The organism is Micromonospora sp. NPDC020750, from assembly GCF_044334565.1.
Taxonomy (GTDB): Bacteria; Actinomycetota; Actinomycetes; order Mycobacteriales; family Micromonosporaceae; genus Micromonospora.
In genome coordinates, this window is record NZ_JBIRTH010000001.1 from 704,799 (window position 1) to 719,739 (window position 14,941).

General features: G+C 75.2%; 13 protein-coding genes. 7 read left to right on the plus strand and 6 right to left on the minus strand.

The genetic code is table 11. The features are described from left to right. The first annotated feature begins 27 nt into the window (after positions 1-27). From ACH4T9_RS03240 to efeB, 6 genes are all read left to right on the plus strand, one after another. Entirely contained in the window at positions 28-1,056 is a 1,029-nt protein-coding gene (locus ACH4T9_RS03240) for a cation diffusion facilitator family transporter (RefSeq protein WP_396669547.1), read from the plus strand. Between the two features lies 1 nt (position 1,057). Further along, positions 1,058-2,221 (plus strand): mannose-6-phosphate isomerase, class I, encoded by a 1,164-nt coding sequence (manA, locus tag ACH4T9_RS03245; protein WP_396669548.1) that lies wholly within the window; start codon positions 1,058-1,060, stop codon positions 2,219-2,221. A gap of 280 nt (positions 2,222-2,501) precedes the next feature. Next, on the plus strand, positions 2,502-4,001 hold the full coding sequence (gene ahcY / locus ACH4T9_RS03250) for an adenosylhomocysteinase (protein WP_396669549.1): 1,500 nt from the start codon (positions 2,502-2,504) through the stop codon (positions 3,999-4,001). 174 nt (positions 4,002-4,175) lie between these two features. Next, the gene (gene efeU, locus ACH4T9_RS03255) at positions 4,176-5,093 is read left to right on the plus strand and encodes an iron uptake transporter permease EfeU (RefSeq protein ID WP_396669550.1); all 918 of its coding nucleotides are present in this window, start codon (positions 4,176-4,178) and stop codon (positions 5,091-5,093) included. A gap of 21 nt (positions 5,094-5,114) precedes the next feature. Beyond that, positions 5,115-6,248, plus strand: a complete 1,134-nt coding sequence (efeO, locus tag ACH4T9_RS03260) for an iron uptake system protein EfeO (RefSeq protein ID WP_396669551.1) — start codon at positions 5,115-5,117, stop codon at positions 6,246-6,248. A 46-nt stretch (positions 6,249-6,294) separates the two neighbouring features. Then, positions 6,295-7,575, plus strand: coding sequence for an iron uptake transporter deferrochelatase/peroxidase subunit (gene efeB / locus ACH4T9_RS03265; protein WP_396669552.1), 1,281 nt, complete (start codon positions 6,295-6,297; stop codon positions 7,573-7,575). 129 nt (positions 7,576-7,704) lie between these two features. Here efeB and ACH4T9_RS03270 read toward each other — a convergent pair whose 3' ends face one another. After that, a complete protein-coding gene (locus ACH4T9_RS03270; protein WP_396669553.1) occupies positions 7,705-8,610 on the minus strand; it encodes an RDD family protein in 906 nt (301 codons plus the stop codon). A 41-nt stretch (positions 8,611-8,651) separates the two neighbouring features. Between ACH4T9_RS03270 and ACH4T9_RS03275 the strand changes: the two genes are divergently transcribed. Further along, positions 8,652-9,665, plus strand: a complete 1,014-nt coding sequence (locus tag ACH4T9_RS03275) for a stage II sporulation protein M (protein WP_396669554.1) — start codon at positions 8,652-8,654, stop codon at positions 9,663-9,665. On the opposite strand, the gene ACH4T9_RS03280 is transcribed toward ACH4T9_RS03275, so the two are convergent. Genes ACH4T9_RS03280 through ACH4T9_RS03300 form a run of 5 tightly spaced genes read right to left on the minus strand, consistent with a single transcriptional unit; the run spans position 9,643 to position 14,885 of the window. Beyond that, on the minus strand, positions 9,643-10,953 hold the full coding sequence (locus tag ACH4T9_RS03280) for a DUF58 domain-containing protein (protein WP_396669555.1): 1,311 nt from the start codon (positions 10,951-10,953) through the stop codon (positions 9,643-9,645). The genes ACH4T9_RS03275 and ACH4T9_RS03280 overlap by 23 nt on opposite strands. After that, complete coding sequence (locus ACH4T9_RS03285) at positions 10,950-11,942, minus strand: AAA family ATPase (protein WP_396669556.1); 993 nt, start codon at positions 11,940-11,942, stop codon at positions 10,950-10,952. The genes ACH4T9_RS03280 and ACH4T9_RS03285 overlap by 4 nt, the downstream gene beginning before the upstream one ends. Next, positions 11,939-13,459 carry a DUF4350 domain-containing protein gene (locus ACH4T9_RS03290; RefSeq protein WP_396669557.1) on the minus strand — a complete coding sequence of 507 codons (1,521 nt, stop codon included), beginning with the start codon at positions 13,457-13,459 and terminating at the stop codon, positions 11,939-11,941. The genes ACH4T9_RS03285 and ACH4T9_RS03290 overlap by 4 nt, the downstream gene beginning before the upstream one ends. Continuing rightward, positions 13,456-14,037, minus strand: a complete 582-nt coding sequence (locus ACH4T9_RS03295; protein ID WP_396669558.1) for a DUF4129 domain-containing protein — start codon at positions 14,035-14,037, stop codon at positions 13,456-13,458. Before ACH4T9_RS03295 ends, ACH4T9_RS03290 begins: the two co-directional genes overlap by 4 nt. Continuing rightward, on the minus strand, positions 14,034-14,885 hold the full coding sequence (locus ACH4T9_RS03300) for a hypothetical protein (RefSeq protein WP_396669559.1): 852 nt from the start codon (positions 14,883-14,885) through the stop codon (positions 14,034-14,036). Before ACH4T9_RS03300 ends, ACH4T9_RS03295 begins: the two co-directional genes overlap by 4 nt. Positions 14,886-14,941: the final 56 nt, after the last annotated feature.

Consider the following 14,941-nt stretch of genomic DNA (forward strand, 5'->3'; position numbering starts at 1 on the left):
CACGTGCGGCATCGAACGGGGACCGGCATGAGCGCCGACGGTGGTACCAAGGCGATCGTCGCGGCGCTGTTCGCGAACGTGGGCATCGCGATCACGAAGTTCATCGCGTTCCTGTTGACCGGCTCCTCGTCGATGCTGGCCGAGTCGATCCACTCGGTGGCCGACTCCGGCAACCAGGGCCTGCTGCTGCTCGGCGGCCGGCGGGCCAAGCGCGCCGCAACCCCCGAACACCCCTTCGGGTACGGCCGGGAGCGCTACATCTACGCGTTCATCGTGTCGATCGTGCTGTTCAGCGTCGGCGGCCTGTTCGCGCTGTACGAGGCGTGGCACAAGGCGGCCGAACCGCACGGTATCGAGAGCTGGCACTGGGTGCCGGTCGTCGTGCTGGTCGCGGCCATCGTGATGGAGAGCTTCTCCTTCCGTACGGCGATCAAGGAGTCCAACCACATCCGGGGCAACCAGTCCTGGGTGCACTTCATCCGCCGGTCCAAGGCCCCGGAGCTGCCGGTGGTGCTGCTGGAGGACTTCGGCGCGCTGGTCGGTCTGGTCTTCGCGCTGTTCGGCGTGGGGATGACGCTGATCACCGGCAACGGCATGTGGGACGCGGCCGGCACCGCCATGATCGGCGTCCTGCTGGTGCTCATCGCGATCGTCCTGGCTATCGAGACGAAGAGCCTGCTGCTCGGTGAGGGCGCCGAGCCGAAGGACGTGGCCGCGATCGAGCGGGCCGTCACCGCCGGCCCGGAGGTCGAGCGGATCATCCACATGAAGACGCTCTACCTGGGCCCGGAGGAGCTGCTGGTGGCCGCGAAAATCGCGGTCCCGGCGTGCGAGAGCGCCGAGGAGTTGGCGCGGGGGATCAACGCCGTCGAGACGCGGATCCGCGCGGCCGTCCCGGTCGCCCGGGTGATCTATCTGGAGCCGGACATCTGGTCCGTCGCGGCAGAGCGGGCCGGCACCGGCACCGCGGCACCCACGGCCGCCCCGGACGTGCCGGCCGCCGCGGCGCCGCACGCGACGGAGACCGCCACCGACGAGACCCGCACCGGGAGCTGAGGTGGAACCGCTGCACGGGCCGATCCGGGACTACGCCTGGGGCTCCCGTTCGGCGATCGCCGAGTTGCAGGGGCGCCCGGTGCCCAGCGCGGGGCCGGAGGCCGAGCTGTGGCTGGGTGCCCACCCGGGTGCGCCGGCCACGGTGCGGCGCGGTGGTGCGGCGGTGAGCCTGGTCGACCTGCTGGCCGCCGAGCCGGGGCGCTGGCTCGGCGACCGGGTGGTCGAGCGGTTCGGCCCCCGGCTGCCGTTCCTGCTCAAGGTGCTCGCCGCGGACGCCCCGCTGAGCCTCCAGGCCCACCCGGACCCGGAGCAGGCCCGTGCCGGGTACGCGGCCGACGCGGCGCGCCCGGCGGGGGAGCGCAACTACGCCGACCCGCACCACAAGCCGGAGTTGCTGGTCGCGCTCTCGCCGTTCGAGGCGCTCTGCGGGTTCCGCGACCCGGTGGAGTCGGCCGAGGCGCTGGCCGCGTTCGGCGTACCGGCGCTGGAGCCGGTGGTGTCGGCGCTGCGCGGCGGCCCGGCGGGGCTGCGGGAGGCCGTACGGCTGCTGCTGAGCTGGCCGGCGGCGGAGCGGGCCGGGCTGGTGGCGGACGTGCTGGCGGCGCGGGCCGCGGGGCCGGACGTGGCGCTCGCCCGAGCGTTGGCCGGCCACTACCCGGGCGACCCGGGGGTGCTGGTGGCGCTGCTGCTCAACCACCTCCGGCTCGCCCCCGGGGAGGCGATCTGGATGCCGGCCGGCAACCTGCACGCCTACCTGCGGGGCACGGGCGTGGAGATCATGGCGGCCAGCGACAACGTTCTGCGCGGCGGGCTGACCCCGAAGCGGGTGGACGTCGACGAGCTGCTGCGGGTGCTCCGCTTCGAGGTGCTCGACGACCCGGTGGTGGCCCCGGAGCCGGTGTCCGCCGGGGTGGTCCGCTGGCCGGTGCCCGTCGACGATTTCGCGCTGCACCGGGTGCGGCTGGACGCCGGCGCGCTGCCGGTCCGGCTCACGGCGCCGGGGCCTCGCGTGGTGCTCTGCCGGGCCGGGAGGCTCTCGGCCGACGACGGTCGGGGCGTTGTCGCCCTTGTGCCGGGGCAGTCCGCGATCGGCCCGGCCGACGCCGGTCCGCTCGTCCTCGATGGCGAGGGCGAGGCGTACGTGGCCACCCCGGGGCTCGACTGACCGTCACCCCCCGTGGAGGGAAGGCCGACCCACGCGGCCGACACATATCCGAAATTTCCGGAATGGCTTGACGTAGCCCTGGCCTAGTGTGACTCTATGAGTACGCAGCGTTAACGTGACGAAGGTCCGAGGGCGCGCGGGGAACCAAACCGGGGGGATGCGCGGGGCGGCCGGACAGTGGGCGGGAAAGTCCGTTCACGACCGACCGCCCCGCGCGCTGTCCGCCTTCGCGCGTAAAGTGAAGGGTCGCGCAGCACTTCGTTCTTCGACAGGAGCTTCTATGACCAGCACCCTCCCGGCCGTCCCCAGTGGCACGCCGTCCGAGGCCCGGCCGAGCACCCTCGCCGAGGGCGACTTCAAGGTAGCCGATCTGTCGCTCGCCGAGTTCGGGCGCAAGGAGATCCAGCTCGCCGAGCACGAGATGCCGGGCCTGATGGCGATCCGTCGTGAGTTCGCGCAGGCGCAGCCCCTCGCGGGGGCGCGGATCACCGGGTCGCTGCACATGACCATTCAGACGGCTGTGTTGATCGAGACCCTGGTGGCGCTCGGTGCTGAGGTTCGTTGGGCGTCGTGCAACATCTTCTCCACCCAGGACCATGCCGCCGCCGCGATCGTCGTCGGCGCGGACGGCACGCCCGAGGCGCCGGCTGGCGTGCCGGTGTACGCCTGGAAGGGCGAGAGTCTTCAGGAGTACTGGTGGTGCACCGAGCAGGTGCTGGCCTGGCCGGACGGTCAGGGTCCGAACATGATCCTCGACGACGGCGGCGACGCCACCCTGCTCGTGCACAAGGGTGTCGAGTTCGAGAAGGCCGGGGCTGTTCCGTCGGTCGAGTCCGCCGACTCCGAGGAGTACGCGGTCATCCTTGAGGTGCTGCACCGTTCCCTCGGCGAGGACGGGCAGCGGTGGACGCGGATCGCCGCCGGCATCAAGGGCGTGACCGAGGAGACCACGACCGGCGTGCACCGGCTCTACGAGATGCACCGCAACGGCACCCTGCTCTTCCCGGCGATCAACGTGAACGACTCGGTGACGAAGAGCAAGTTCGACAACAAGTACGGCTGCCGCCACTCGCTGATCGACGGCATCAACCGGGCCACCGATGTGCTGATCGGCGGCAAGATGGCCGTCGTGCTCGGCTACGGCGACGTGGGCAAGGGCTGCGCCGAGTCGTTGCGTGGCCAGGGCGCCCGGGTCGTGGTGACCGAGGTCGATCCGATCTGCGCCCTTCAGGCGGCGATGGACGGCTACCAGGTGGCGACTCTGGACGACGTGGTCGGGCAGGCGGACATCTTCGTCACGGCTACCGGCTGCTTCGACGTGATCACCAACGAGCACATGGCGCGGATGAAGCACCAGGCCATCGTGGGTAACATCGGTCACTTCGACAACGAGATCGACATGGCTGGCCTGGCCAAGCGTTCCGATGTCGAGCGGGTGAACATCAAGCCGCAGGTCGATCTGTGGAAGTTCGCCGACGGGCACTCGATCATCGTGCTGTCCGAGGGTCGGCTGCTGAACCTGGGCAACGCGACCGGGCACCCGAGCTTCGTGATGTCGAACTCGTTCGCGAACCAGACGATCGCGCAGATCGAGTTGTTCACCAAGCCCGAGGACTACCCGATCGGCGTCTACGTGCTGCCGAAGCACCTGGACGAGAAGGTGGCCCGGCTGCACCTGGGCGCGCTCGGCGCGAAGCTGAGCACGCTGACCAAGGAGCAGGCCGCCTACCTGGGCGTCTCGCAGGAGGGCCCGTTCAAGCCGGAGCACTACCGCTACTGATCCGCACGACAGGGACCGGGTCGGCCGCGCTGCGGCGGGCCCGGTCCTTTCGTGTACCGGGCCGCCGTGTGGCCGGGTGAGTTCGCCCTGAACAACTTGACGAGGTCACGGAACGGGAGGAAGGTATGGCTGCCCTAAGTTAGCTGAGGCATGCTGACGGATCATGGAGTGCCGATGTTCGCCACCTACCTGATCGGCCTGCGGGAGGGCCTGGAAGCGACCCTCGTGGTCAGCATCCTGGTCGCCTTCCTCGTGAAGTCGCAGCGCCGGGACCGGCTTCCCCAGGTGTGGGCGGGCGTCGGCCTCGCGGTGGTCCTGTCGGTGCTTTTCGGCTGGCTGATCGAGTACACCTCGACCTCGCTGCTGGCCCGCTCCGAGGATCGGGAACTGTTCGAGGCGGTCACCTCGGTCGCGGCCGTCGTCTTCGTCACCTGGATGATCTTCTGGATGCGCCGGGCCGCCCGGACAATGGCCGGTGAGCTGCGCGGCAGACTGAGCGAGGCGCTCGCGGTCGGCTCCGTCGCGGTGGCCGGGATGGCCTTCCTCGCGGTGATCCGGGAGGGCTTGGAGACCGCCCTCATCTTCTACTCCGCCGCCCAGGGCGCGGCCGGGGACAGCGGGCCGCTGCTGGCCCTGATCGGCGGTATCGCCAGCGCCGTGGCCATCGGCGTGGGCCTCTACTTCAGTGCCCTGAAGATCAACCTGTCCACGTTCTTCACCTGGACCGGCGCCCTGCTGATCCTGGTCGCCGCCGGCATCCTCAAGTACGGCGTGCACGACTTCCAGGAGGCCGGCGTGCTGCCCGGCCTGAACGACCTGGCCTTCGACATCACCGGAGTGCTCGACCCGAGCACCTGGTACGCCGCCCTGCTCGCCGGGATGTTCAACGTCACCCCCGCGCCGAGCGTGCTGGAGATGGTCGCCTGGGTCGCGTACGCCCTGCCGGTGCTGCTGCTCTTCCTGCGCCGGCCAGCCGCCCCGGCCCGGCCCGCCACGAACACCGCCGCCGAACCGTCCGGCCCGGCGGCCCCCGGCACCGACTCTTCCACCACCAGCGGAACCGGACCGGCGACCGCGTCGCCGCGCGCCTGACCTCACGAGGGGAAACTCCTGATGCGTACCACCCGCTTCCTGGCTCTGGCCGCCACCGGCGTGCTGGCCACCACCGGCGTCGCCGCCTGCGGCGGAGCGGAGAAGGACGGCGCAGCCGGCGACGGGGGCCCGGTCACCGTCAAGGCGACCGACACCGCGTGCGAGGTCGGCCGGACCGACCTGCCCGCCGGCCAGACCTCCTTCAAGGTCACCAACTCCGGTGCCAAGGTCACCGAGTTCTACGTCTACGCGGCCGGGGACCGGGTGATGGGCGAGGTGGAGAACATCGCCCCCGGGCTCAGCCGCGAGCTGCGCGTGGAGCTGCCCGCCGGGACGTACGAGACGGCCTGCAAGCCCGGGATGATCGGCAAGGGCATCCGGGGGGCGCTGAAGGTCAGCGGCACCGCCGCGACCGTCGCCCCCGACGCCGCGCTGGCCGAGGCCACCGCGAGTTACCAGCGCTACGTCAACAGCCAGACCGCCGCCCTGCTGACCAAGACCGAGGAGTTCGTGGCCGCGGTCAAGGCCGGCGACGTGGCGAAGGCCAAGGCGCTGTACCCGGTGGCCCGGACCTACTGGGAGCGGATCGAGCCGGTGGCGGAGAGCTTCGGCGACCTCGACCCGAAGATCGACGGCCGCGAGGAGGTCATCGAGGAGGGCATGGAGTTCACCGGCTTCCACCGGATCGAGAAGGACCTCTGGACGTCCGGCGACATCAGCAAGGACGGCCCGATCGCCGACCAGCTCCTGGTCGACGTCAAGGCGATCGTGGCCAAGGCCAATGCCGAGAAGCTCACCCCGCTCCAGCTCGCCAACGGCGCGAAGGCGCTGCTCGACGAGGTCGCCAGCGGCAAGATCACCGGCGAGGAGGAGCGCTACTCGCACACCGACCTCTGGGACTTCAACGCCAACCTGGAGGGCTCGAAGGCTGCGATCGCCTCGCTCCGCCCGGCCCTGGAGCAGCGCTCCCCGGAGCTGGTCGCCCAGCTCGACAAGGAGTTCGCCAACGTGGAGACCGCGCTCGGCAAGCACCGCGACGGCGACGGCTGGAAGCTGCACACCGCGCTGAGCAAGGCCGACCTGAAGGAACTCTCGGACAGCATCAACGCGCTGGCCGAGCCGATCAGCAAGGTGGCGGCGGTCGTCGCCCGGTGACCGACCGCCCCGGTGGGCGCACCGACGAACAGGGAAGGGTGACGGCATGAGCGGGAACCAGGTATCCCGGCGGAGGGCGATCACACTCGCCGGCGCGGGGGTCGCCGGGGTGGCCGGCGTCGCCGTCGGGGCCGGCGCGCTGGCCCGGGGCGGGGGCGAACGCGCCGCCGCCGACCAGGGCGCGGCGGCCGGCCCGGTGCCGTTCCACGGCGAGCACCAGGCCGGCATCACCACTCCGGCCCAGGACCGGCTGCACTTCGTCGCGTTCGACGTCGTCACGAAGGACCGGGCCCGGCTCGTCGACCTGCTCCAGGAGTGGACGGCCGCAGCCGCCCGGATGACCGCCGGGCGGGACGCCGGGGTGATCGGCGCGGTCGGCGGCGTCCCCGAGGCCCCGCCGGACGACACCGGCGAGGCCCTCGGGCTGCCCCCGTCGCAGCTCACCCTCACCATCGGCTTCGGCCCGACGCTGTTCCGCGACGCCCAGGGGAAGGACCGGTTCGGCCTCGCCGGCCGCCGACCCGCCGCGCTGGCCGACCTGCCGCACTTCGCCGGGGACGCGTTGCGCCCGGAGCTGTCCGGCGGGGACCTCTGCGTCCAGGCCTGCGCCAACGACCCCCAGGTGGCGGTGCACGCCATCCGGAACCTGGCCCGGATCGGCATGGGCGTGGTGAGCGTCCGTTGGTCGCAGCTCGGCTTCGGGCGCACCTCGTCGACCTCCCGGGGGCAGGCCACCCCGCGCAACCTGTTCGGCTTCAAGGACGGCACCGCCAACCTCAAGGCCGAGGACGCCGGGCTGCTGCGCGAGCAGCTCTGGGCCCAGCCGGGCGACGGGCCGGACTGGATGACCGGCGGGTCCTACCTGGTCACCCGCAAGATCCGGATGCTGGTCGAGACCTGGGACCGCAGCTCCCTGGTCGAGCAGGAGCAGATCGTCGGGCGGACCAAGGGCAGCGGCGCCCCGCTGGGCCGGGGCGACGAGTTCGACGAACCCGACCTCGCCGCGAAGGGCGACGACGGTCAGCCGTTGATCGCCGAGACCGCGCACGTCCGGCTCGCCCACCCGAGCCAGCACGACGGCGCGCGCCTGCTGCGCCGGGGCTACAACTTCGTGGACGGCTCGGACGGGCTGGGCCGCCTCGACGCCGGGCTGTTCTTCATCGCCTACCAGCGGGACCCGCGCAAGCAGTTCGTGCCGATCCAGACCCGGCTGGCCCGAAACGACGCGATGAACGAGTACCTGCGGCACGTCTCCAGCGGCGTCTTCGCCTGCCCGCCCGGGGTGCGCGACGGCGGCGACCACTGGGGCCGGACGCTCTTCGGCTGAGCCGCCCGGCCGGGCCCTGCCGACGTCGGCGCGGCGTCGGACCCCGGCCTGCGTGGGCGTGCCGCCCGGCCTGCGTGGGCGTGCCGCCCGGCCTGCGTGGGCGTGCCGCCCGGCCCGCGTACCGGCGGGTCAGTCGCCGGTCCCGGCGGCCCGCGGCCCACCCCCGGCCGGTGCCGGGGTCAGCTCCGGCCACAGCATCGCGGTGTGGGTCCGGGCCCGGTGCAGCCGGTGGGTCGCCCGGCGGTGCCGTTCGGCCAGCACGGTGGCCAGGCACATCCCCTCCGGTAGGCCGGCCGGCGGTGGCGGTGTCGTCACGGCTGCCACCTCCGCCCAGAGCGCCCCGGCCAGCCGGGACCGGGCCGGCTCGGCGAACCGGTGCGCCCGGGTGACGTACTGCCGGACGGCCAGCGCGAGGTCGTCGTCGAGGCGGGTGAGGTCCAGCGCGTACGCCCAACCGGCCAGCGCCGGGGCCAGCAGCGGGGCGGGCCGCCAGGCGGTGGCGACGCGGGTGTGCACCACCATCGTGCCGGCCACCAGGTCGCCGAGCCGCCGGCCCCGCCGGTCGGTGAGCATCACCGCCACGCTCGCCACCCAGCTCAGCAGGGGCAGCACCAGGCCGGGCCACTCCACGGCCACTCCGACCAGGGCCCGGGTCAGCGACTGCCGCAGCCCCACCGGCCCGCCGTCGACCCGGACCACCCGCAGCCCGACCACCAGCTTGCCGGGCGTGCGGCCCCCGGCGAACCGCTCCCACAGCGTCGGGTAGCCGACCAGGACCAGGATCGCCCCGACGGTCTGCAGCGCGCTGCCGAGCGCCGCGTCCGCGAGCCCGGCGGGTAACACGGCCACCGCCGCCGACAGGCAGACCACCAGGACCACCGCGATCACCGCCTGCGCCACCAGGTCGAGCAGCAGCGCCAGCACCCGGGAACCGATTCGGGCGGCCCGGACGTCCAGCGCCACGGCCTCGCCGCTGACCAGCCCGGCGTCCCCGCCGGACGCGCCGGCGACCGGTGCCGGTGGTTGCGCGTTCACCAGCACAGTGAACACTATGGTCGCCGGACGGGGGAGGACCAGTGGATCTCGACGCGTACGTCGCCGAGCACCGGGGCGGGTGGCGCCGGCTGGAGGAGCTGTCGGGCCGCCGTCGACTCTCCGCCGCCGAGGCCGACGAGCTGGTCGCGCTCTACCAGCGGGCCGCCACCCACCTGTCCGTGCTGCGCAGCCGCTCGCCCGAGCCCGGGCTCGTCGCCGAGCTCTCCCAGCTCGTGCTGCGGGCCCGGGGCCGGATCACCGGCCGGCCCCGCCCGTCGTGGGCCGCCGTCGGGCGGTTCCTGGTGGTCGGCTTCCCCGGGGCGGTCTACCGGGCCTGGCCGTGGTGGTGCGCGGTGGCGACCGGTTTCAGCCTGCTCAGCGGCTTTCTCATCTGGTACGTCGCCGGGCATCCGGACACCGCCGCCGCGTTCGTCGGCGAGGAGGCCGCCGCCGAGCTGGTCCGGTCCGGGTTCGCCGGCTACTACACCGAGTTCTCCGCGCCGACCTTCGCCTTCCACCTGTGGACGCACAACGCCTGGCTGGCCGCCCAGTGCCTCGCCTCCGGGATGCTGGTCGTGCCGGTGCTCTGGCTGCTCTGGCAGAACGCGCTCAACATCGGGGTGGTCGGCGGGGTGATGGTCTCCTACGGCCGGGCCGACGTGTTCTTCGGCATGATCACCCCGCACGGCCTGCTGGAGCTCACCGGGGTCTTCGTGGCCGCCGGGGTCGGGCTGCGCACGGCGTGGGCGTGGATCGCGCCGCCGCCCCGGCTCACCCGGGGCCGGGCGGTGGCCGAGGCCGGCCGCTCCGCCGTGCTGGCCGCGGTGGGCCTGGTCGGCGTGTTCGCGGTCTCCGCCGGCCTGGAGGCGTTCGTCACCCCGGCCCCACTGCCGGCCGCGCTCCGCATCGGCGTCGGCGCGGTGGTCTGGCTCGCCTTCCTCGCGTACGTCGTCGTGCTCGGCCGCCGGGCGGTCGGTGGGAGCGGCGTCCGGGCGGGTGCCACCGCCGGGTCCACGGTCGACGCCCCGGGGCTCAGAGCCGGCCGAGGGACTTGAGGCGGAGATAGGTGTCGGCGACCTCCGGGGCCAGCCGGTCCGCCGGGGCGTCCAGCACCGTGACGCCGTACCGGGTCAGGGCGGCGCGGAGGCGGTCCCGCTCGGCCAGGGCGCGCCAGGCCGCCGCGGCGGCGTACGCGTCGGCGGGCCGGCCCGGTGCGGCGGTGGTCAGCGCGGTGAGCACGGGGTCGTGGGTCGCGGCGACGATCACCCGGTGCCGGGCGGCCAGCCGGGGCAGCACCGGCAGCAGCCCCTCACCGAGCGCCCCGGCCTCCAGCGCGGTGAACAGCACCACCAGGCTGCGTTGCCGCTCCCGGCGCAGCACCTCGCCGGCGATCAGCGCGAAGTCGGTCTCCACCAGCGCCGGCTGGAGCGGGGCGACCGCGTCCACCAGCCGGGCCAGCAGCGCCGGCCGGCCCGCGCCGGTCACCACGGTCCGGACCACGGCGTCGGCGGCGATCAGGTCGACCCGGTCGCCGGCGCGGGCGGCCAGCGCGGTGAGCAGCAGCGCGGCGTCGAGGAAGGTGTCCAGCCGGGGCTCGTCGCCGATCCGCGCCGCCGAGGTCCGCCCGGTGTCGAGGACGCAGACCAGCCGCCGGTCCCGCTCCGGGCGCCAGGTACGCACCAGCACGTCGGAACGGCGGGCGCTGGCCCGCCAGTCGATCGAGCGGACGTCGTCGCCGACGACGTACTCGCGCAGCGTGTCGAACTCGGTGCCCTCGCCCCGGCCCCGGGTCACCTGGGTGCCGTCGATCACCCGCAGCCGGGCCAGCTTCTCCGGCAGGTGCCGGCGGGAGTCGAAGCGGGGCAGCACCCGCAGCGTCCACGCCGGGGTGGCGGGACGGCCGGCGCGCTGCCGGAACGCCAGCCGCAGCGGCCCGTACGAGCGGACGGTCAGCGCGACCGCCGGCCGGTCGCCGCGCCGTGCCGGGGTGAGCCGGGTCGGCAGGTCGACGCCCGCCCCCGGGTCCAGCCGGACGACCTGCTCCGGCGGCACGTCCGGCCGCGCTCCGGCCGACGGCACCCACTCGTCCCGGACCCGGGCGCGCAGCGTACGGGCCGAGACGTTGGTCAGCCGCAGGGTGACGGTCGCGGTGCCGCCCAGGCGGACCCGCCGGTCCCCCTCCCGGTCGGCCGCGATCCCGGTCGGCGGCGCGGCCAGCGCCCAGTCGACGGCGGTCAGCGCCAGCACGGCCACGGTCATCAGGGCCACCCCGACGAACGGCGCCGGCCACAGCGGCAGGGTGGCGGCACCCGCCCCCAGCAGCGCCGCCGCCCGCCAGGTCATCGCGGCGTCGGCACGGTGGCCAGCACCGTGTCCAGCACCGCGTCCACCCCGACGCCCTCCAACTCCACCTCGGGGCGCAGCCGCAGCCGGTGCCGCAGGGTGGGGCGGGCGACGGCCTTCACGTCATCGGGGGTGACGTGGTCCCGGCCGGCCAGCCAGGCCCACGCCTTCGCGGTGGCGAGCAGGCCGGTCGCGCCCCGGGGGGAGGCGCCCAGTTCCAGCGCGGGCACGGCCCGGGTGCCCCGGCACAGGTCCACGACGTAGCCGAGCACCGGCTCGGCCACGTACACCCGGCCGACCGCCGCCCGGGCGGCGGCCAGGTCGTCGGCGGTGGCCACCGGCCGTACGCCGGCCGCGGCCAGGTCGCGCGGGTCGAACCCGGCGTGGTGCGCCCGGAGCACCCCCAGCTCCTCGTCCCGGCTGGGTAGCGGCACGGTGAGCTTGAGCAGGAACCGGTCGAGCTGCGCCTCCGGCAGCGGGTAGGTGCCCTCGTACTCGATGGGGTTCTGGGTGGCGGCCACGATGAACGGCTCCGGCAGCGGCCGGCGCTCGCCCTCCACCGACACCTGCCGCTCCTCCATCACCTCCAGCAGCGCGGACTGGGTCTTCGGCGGGGTCCGGTTGATCTCGTCGGCGAGCAGCAGGTTGGTGAAGACCGGCCCCTCGCGGAAGGTGAACGCGGCGGTGCGCGGGTCGAAGATCAGCGACCCGGTGACGTCGCCGGGCATCAGGTCCGGGGTGAACTGCACCCGCTTGCTGGTCAGGTCGAGGGCGGCGGCGATGGTCCGGACCAGCAGCGTCTTGGCCACCCCGGGCACCCCCTCCAGCAGCACGTGCCCCCGGCAGAGCAGGGCGAGCACCAGGCCGGTGACCACCCCGTCCTGCCCGACGACCGCCTTGGCCACCTCGGCGCGTAGCCGGTGCAGGGCGGCGCGGGCGTCGTCCGGGCTGGCGGTCGGCGGCTCGGCGGTTCCGGCGGGTCGGGTCACCGGGGGTCCTCCTTCGGCGGGGCGGAACGGGGGCGGGGGACGGCCGTCGGCCGGTCGGGGCCGGGCGGGTCGGCCGGTGGGTCGGCGGCGGCCGGTGGCTCGGGGCGGGGTGGGTCGGGGCGGGGTGGGTCCGGTGGACGCGGGCCGGCGTCCGCCCGGGCCGCCTCGGGCGTCCCCGCGACGGTACGGGTCAGCAGGTCCAGCGAGCGGGCCAGGTCCAGCAGCTCGCGGTCGGTGGTCGGCTCGTCGCCGTACAGCAGGTCGTGGGCCTGCGCGGCGGTGCCGCCGGCCCGCGCGGCGACGGCGGCGGCCACCGAGTCGGGGGGCGGGTCGGCGGGCAGGTTGAGCCGGGGCAGCAGCCGGGCCAGGGCGGCGGAGCGCAGCGTGTCGGCGGCCGGGCCCCGGGCGCGGGCCCGTTGGTAGAGCCGGGCCCGGCCGAGCACCGTCTCGGCCGAGCGGACGGCCACCGGCAGCGGTTCGGCCACCGGCGGGCCGAGCCGGCGGGCCCGCCAGAGCACCAGCAGCAGCGCGGCCAGGGCGAGCTGCGTCAGTAGGGCCCAGAACCAGGCGGGGAAGGCCGTCCAGAGTGGGTTGGGCGGGGGCTGGCCGTCGGCGGCGGAGCCCTCGTCGCCCCGGTCCTCGCCGGACGCGCCCGGTCCGTCGTCGCCGCCGGGCGGCCCGTCGTCGCCGGTCCCGCCGCCGGGGCCCTCGCGATCGGCCGGCCAGCTCGGCCCGTCGCCGCCGGGCCCCGGTGGGGGCGGGGCGGGGCCGTCCAGGTCGAGCCAGACCACCCGGCCGGTCGTGCCGAGCAGGCCGGTGGCCAACTCCCGGTTGCCCCGCTCGTCGATCCGGTCGTTGCGGAACGGGTCGCTGGCCCCGATCACCACTGTCTCGGTCGACCCGGGTACCCGGGCCAGCCCGGCGGCGTAGCAACGGTCCACGGCCGCCCCGGACCGGCCGGGCGGGACTGCGTAGCGCTGCCGCTCGGCGGCGGCAACCCCGGCGCGGGCCGCCTCGGGCAGCGCGCAGGGCCGCCCGTCGGCGTCCGGGCCGACCGCCCGGGTGGCCCACCGCCGGCCGGCGGGGACCAGGGGCAGGCCGGCGGCCTCCAGCACCTGCCGGGGCGGGTCGACCAGCACGAGTCGGGTCCGGCCGGGCAGGTCGCGCAGCGCGCCGAGGGTGTCCGGGTGCAGCAGTCCCGGCGCGGGCACGAAGAGCGTCGCCCGGCCGGCGGTGGCCAGCATCGCCCGCAGCGGGTCGGTCTCCCGCTGCACGACGACGCCCCGGTCGTGCAGCGCGTCGGCGAGCCGGCTGCCGCCGTCCGCGTCGGTGGCGACCGGGGAGAGGAATCCCGGCTCGGTGGGGTCGGGCTGGTCCACGGCGTGGGTGACCACGGTGATCGTGATCAGCAGCCCGGCCAGCCCCAGCGGGATCGCCAGCCGGTGCCGACGCCGACGCCGGCGGCGCGGGGCGGGTGCCGGTGCGGCGGGCCCGGTGTGGTGCGGCACGGCGGTCACGCCCGCTCACCGCCCTGCGGGGCCGGGGCCGTGAGGACCAGGTGCAGTTCGACGGCCAGCTCCCGCATCCGGTGGTCGTGCTCGGCGGCGGCCGGGCGCTGGGCGTACCAGAGGTCGGAGAAGATTCCGGCGGCGGCGGCGAGCGGCGGGCCGACCGGGGGGCGACATGCCGTGGCGGCCGTGGTCAGCTCCGCGACCGTCATTCCCGGGCGCTGCTCCACCACCCGCCGGGCCGCCAGTTCGCCGAGCATGCCGCGTAGCCGCTCCCGGACCGCCTCGGCGTAGCGGCCCTGCGCCGCCAGCCGGTCGGCCAGGAGGCCGGCCCCGTCCGGCGGGGCGGCGTCCGGCGCGGGCGCCGCCGTCCCGGCGGTGGCCGGGCCGGTGCCCCGGTGCCGCCGGAGCCGGGGCCGCCGGGCCAGCCGGAGCCGGGGCAGCCGGCGGGGCACCCAGGCCGGGTAGTGGTACCAGCCGAGCGCGACCAGCCCGGCTGCCAGCAGCAGGAGCAGCGCGGCCAGCGGCAGCGGCAGGTGGTCGCCCAGCGCGGCCGTGGTCTCGGTCCACCACCGGCTGAGGCTCACCGGTCGGCCGCCAGCAGCGCCGGCTCGCCGAGTCCCGCCGGGGCCCGGGAGAGCCGGATGTCCAGCCCCTCGGTGCGCATCCGGCCCTCCAGGTGCAGGACCGCGTCGAGGCAGGCCAGCGCCGGGTAGGCGACGCCGTTCACGCCGGCCCAGATCGCGCCGGAGACCGGCACGGCCCAGGCCGGGTCGGTGAGGGCCGCGAGGCCCAGCGCGCGCAGCCCGTAGAAGACGCCCACGCCCAACCCGACCCGGACGATCCACCAGGCCAAGTAGCCGAGGAGGCGGACGGCGGCGGCCCGGCAGCCGGTGCGCAGCGCGAGGGCGGCGGCGCGCAGCGGCGCCCGGGCGGCGGCGACCCGGTCCACGACCAGCGCCGACGCGACCGAGCCCAGCAGCGCCCAGGCGACCACCCAGCCCGGCCCGAGCAGGGCCGCCACGAGCATGACCGCGCCGACCCCCGCGGCCAGCAGCGCGGTCGCCCCCGGCCGGGCCCCGGCGGGCCGGACCAGCTCGCCCGGGCCGGCGGTACGACCCAGCAACGCCGCCCCGGCGGCCCGGGCGGCCGGGTTGCCGAGCAGCAGGACGATCACCGCCTCGGTGGCCGCCCCCACCGCGAGCAGCCCCCAGTACGGGGCGAGCTGGCCGAGATGGAACGTGAAGCCGGGCGGCTGGGCGCCGGCGGCGACCCGCAGCGGGTGCAGCAGGAACTGCTCGGCGGTGGCGAGGACGAGCGCGGCCGGGATCAGCACCCGGGCGTGCCCGCGCAGCAGCAGGACGGCGGAGTCGAGCAGCTCACCGACGGTCAGTGGCCGGCGCGGGAGCACGGCGGTCGGGCCGGCATCTGGCACGCGTACTCCCCGGGGACGGCTGGCGATGGCCGGGGCTCGGCGGCACCCGCACCGGT

Coding starts and splice junctions, on each gene's coding strand:
- ACH4T9_RS03240 (WP_396669547.1), top strand. CDS start 28: ATGAGCGCCGACGGTGGTACCAAGGCGATCGTCGCGGCGCTGTTCGCG.
- efeB (WP_396669552.1), top strand. CDS start 6,295: ATGAGCGGGAACCAGGTATCCCGGCGGAGGGCGATCACACTCGCCGGC.
- ACH4T9_RS03280 (WP_396669555.1), bottom strand. CDS start 10,953: ATGACCTGGCGGGCGGCGGCGCTGCTGGGGGCGGGTGCCGCCACCCTG.
- efeU (WP_396669550.1), top strand. CDS start 4,176: ATGTTCGCCACCTACCTGATCGGCCTGCGGGAGGGCCTGGAAGCGACC.
- efeO (WP_396669551.1), top strand. CDS start 5,115: ATGCGTACCACCCGCTTCCTGGCTCTGGCCGCCACCGGCGTGCTGGCC.
- ahcY (WP_396669549.1), top strand. CDS start 2,502: ATGACCAGCACCCTCCCGGCCGTCCCCAGTGGCACGCCGTCCGAGGCC.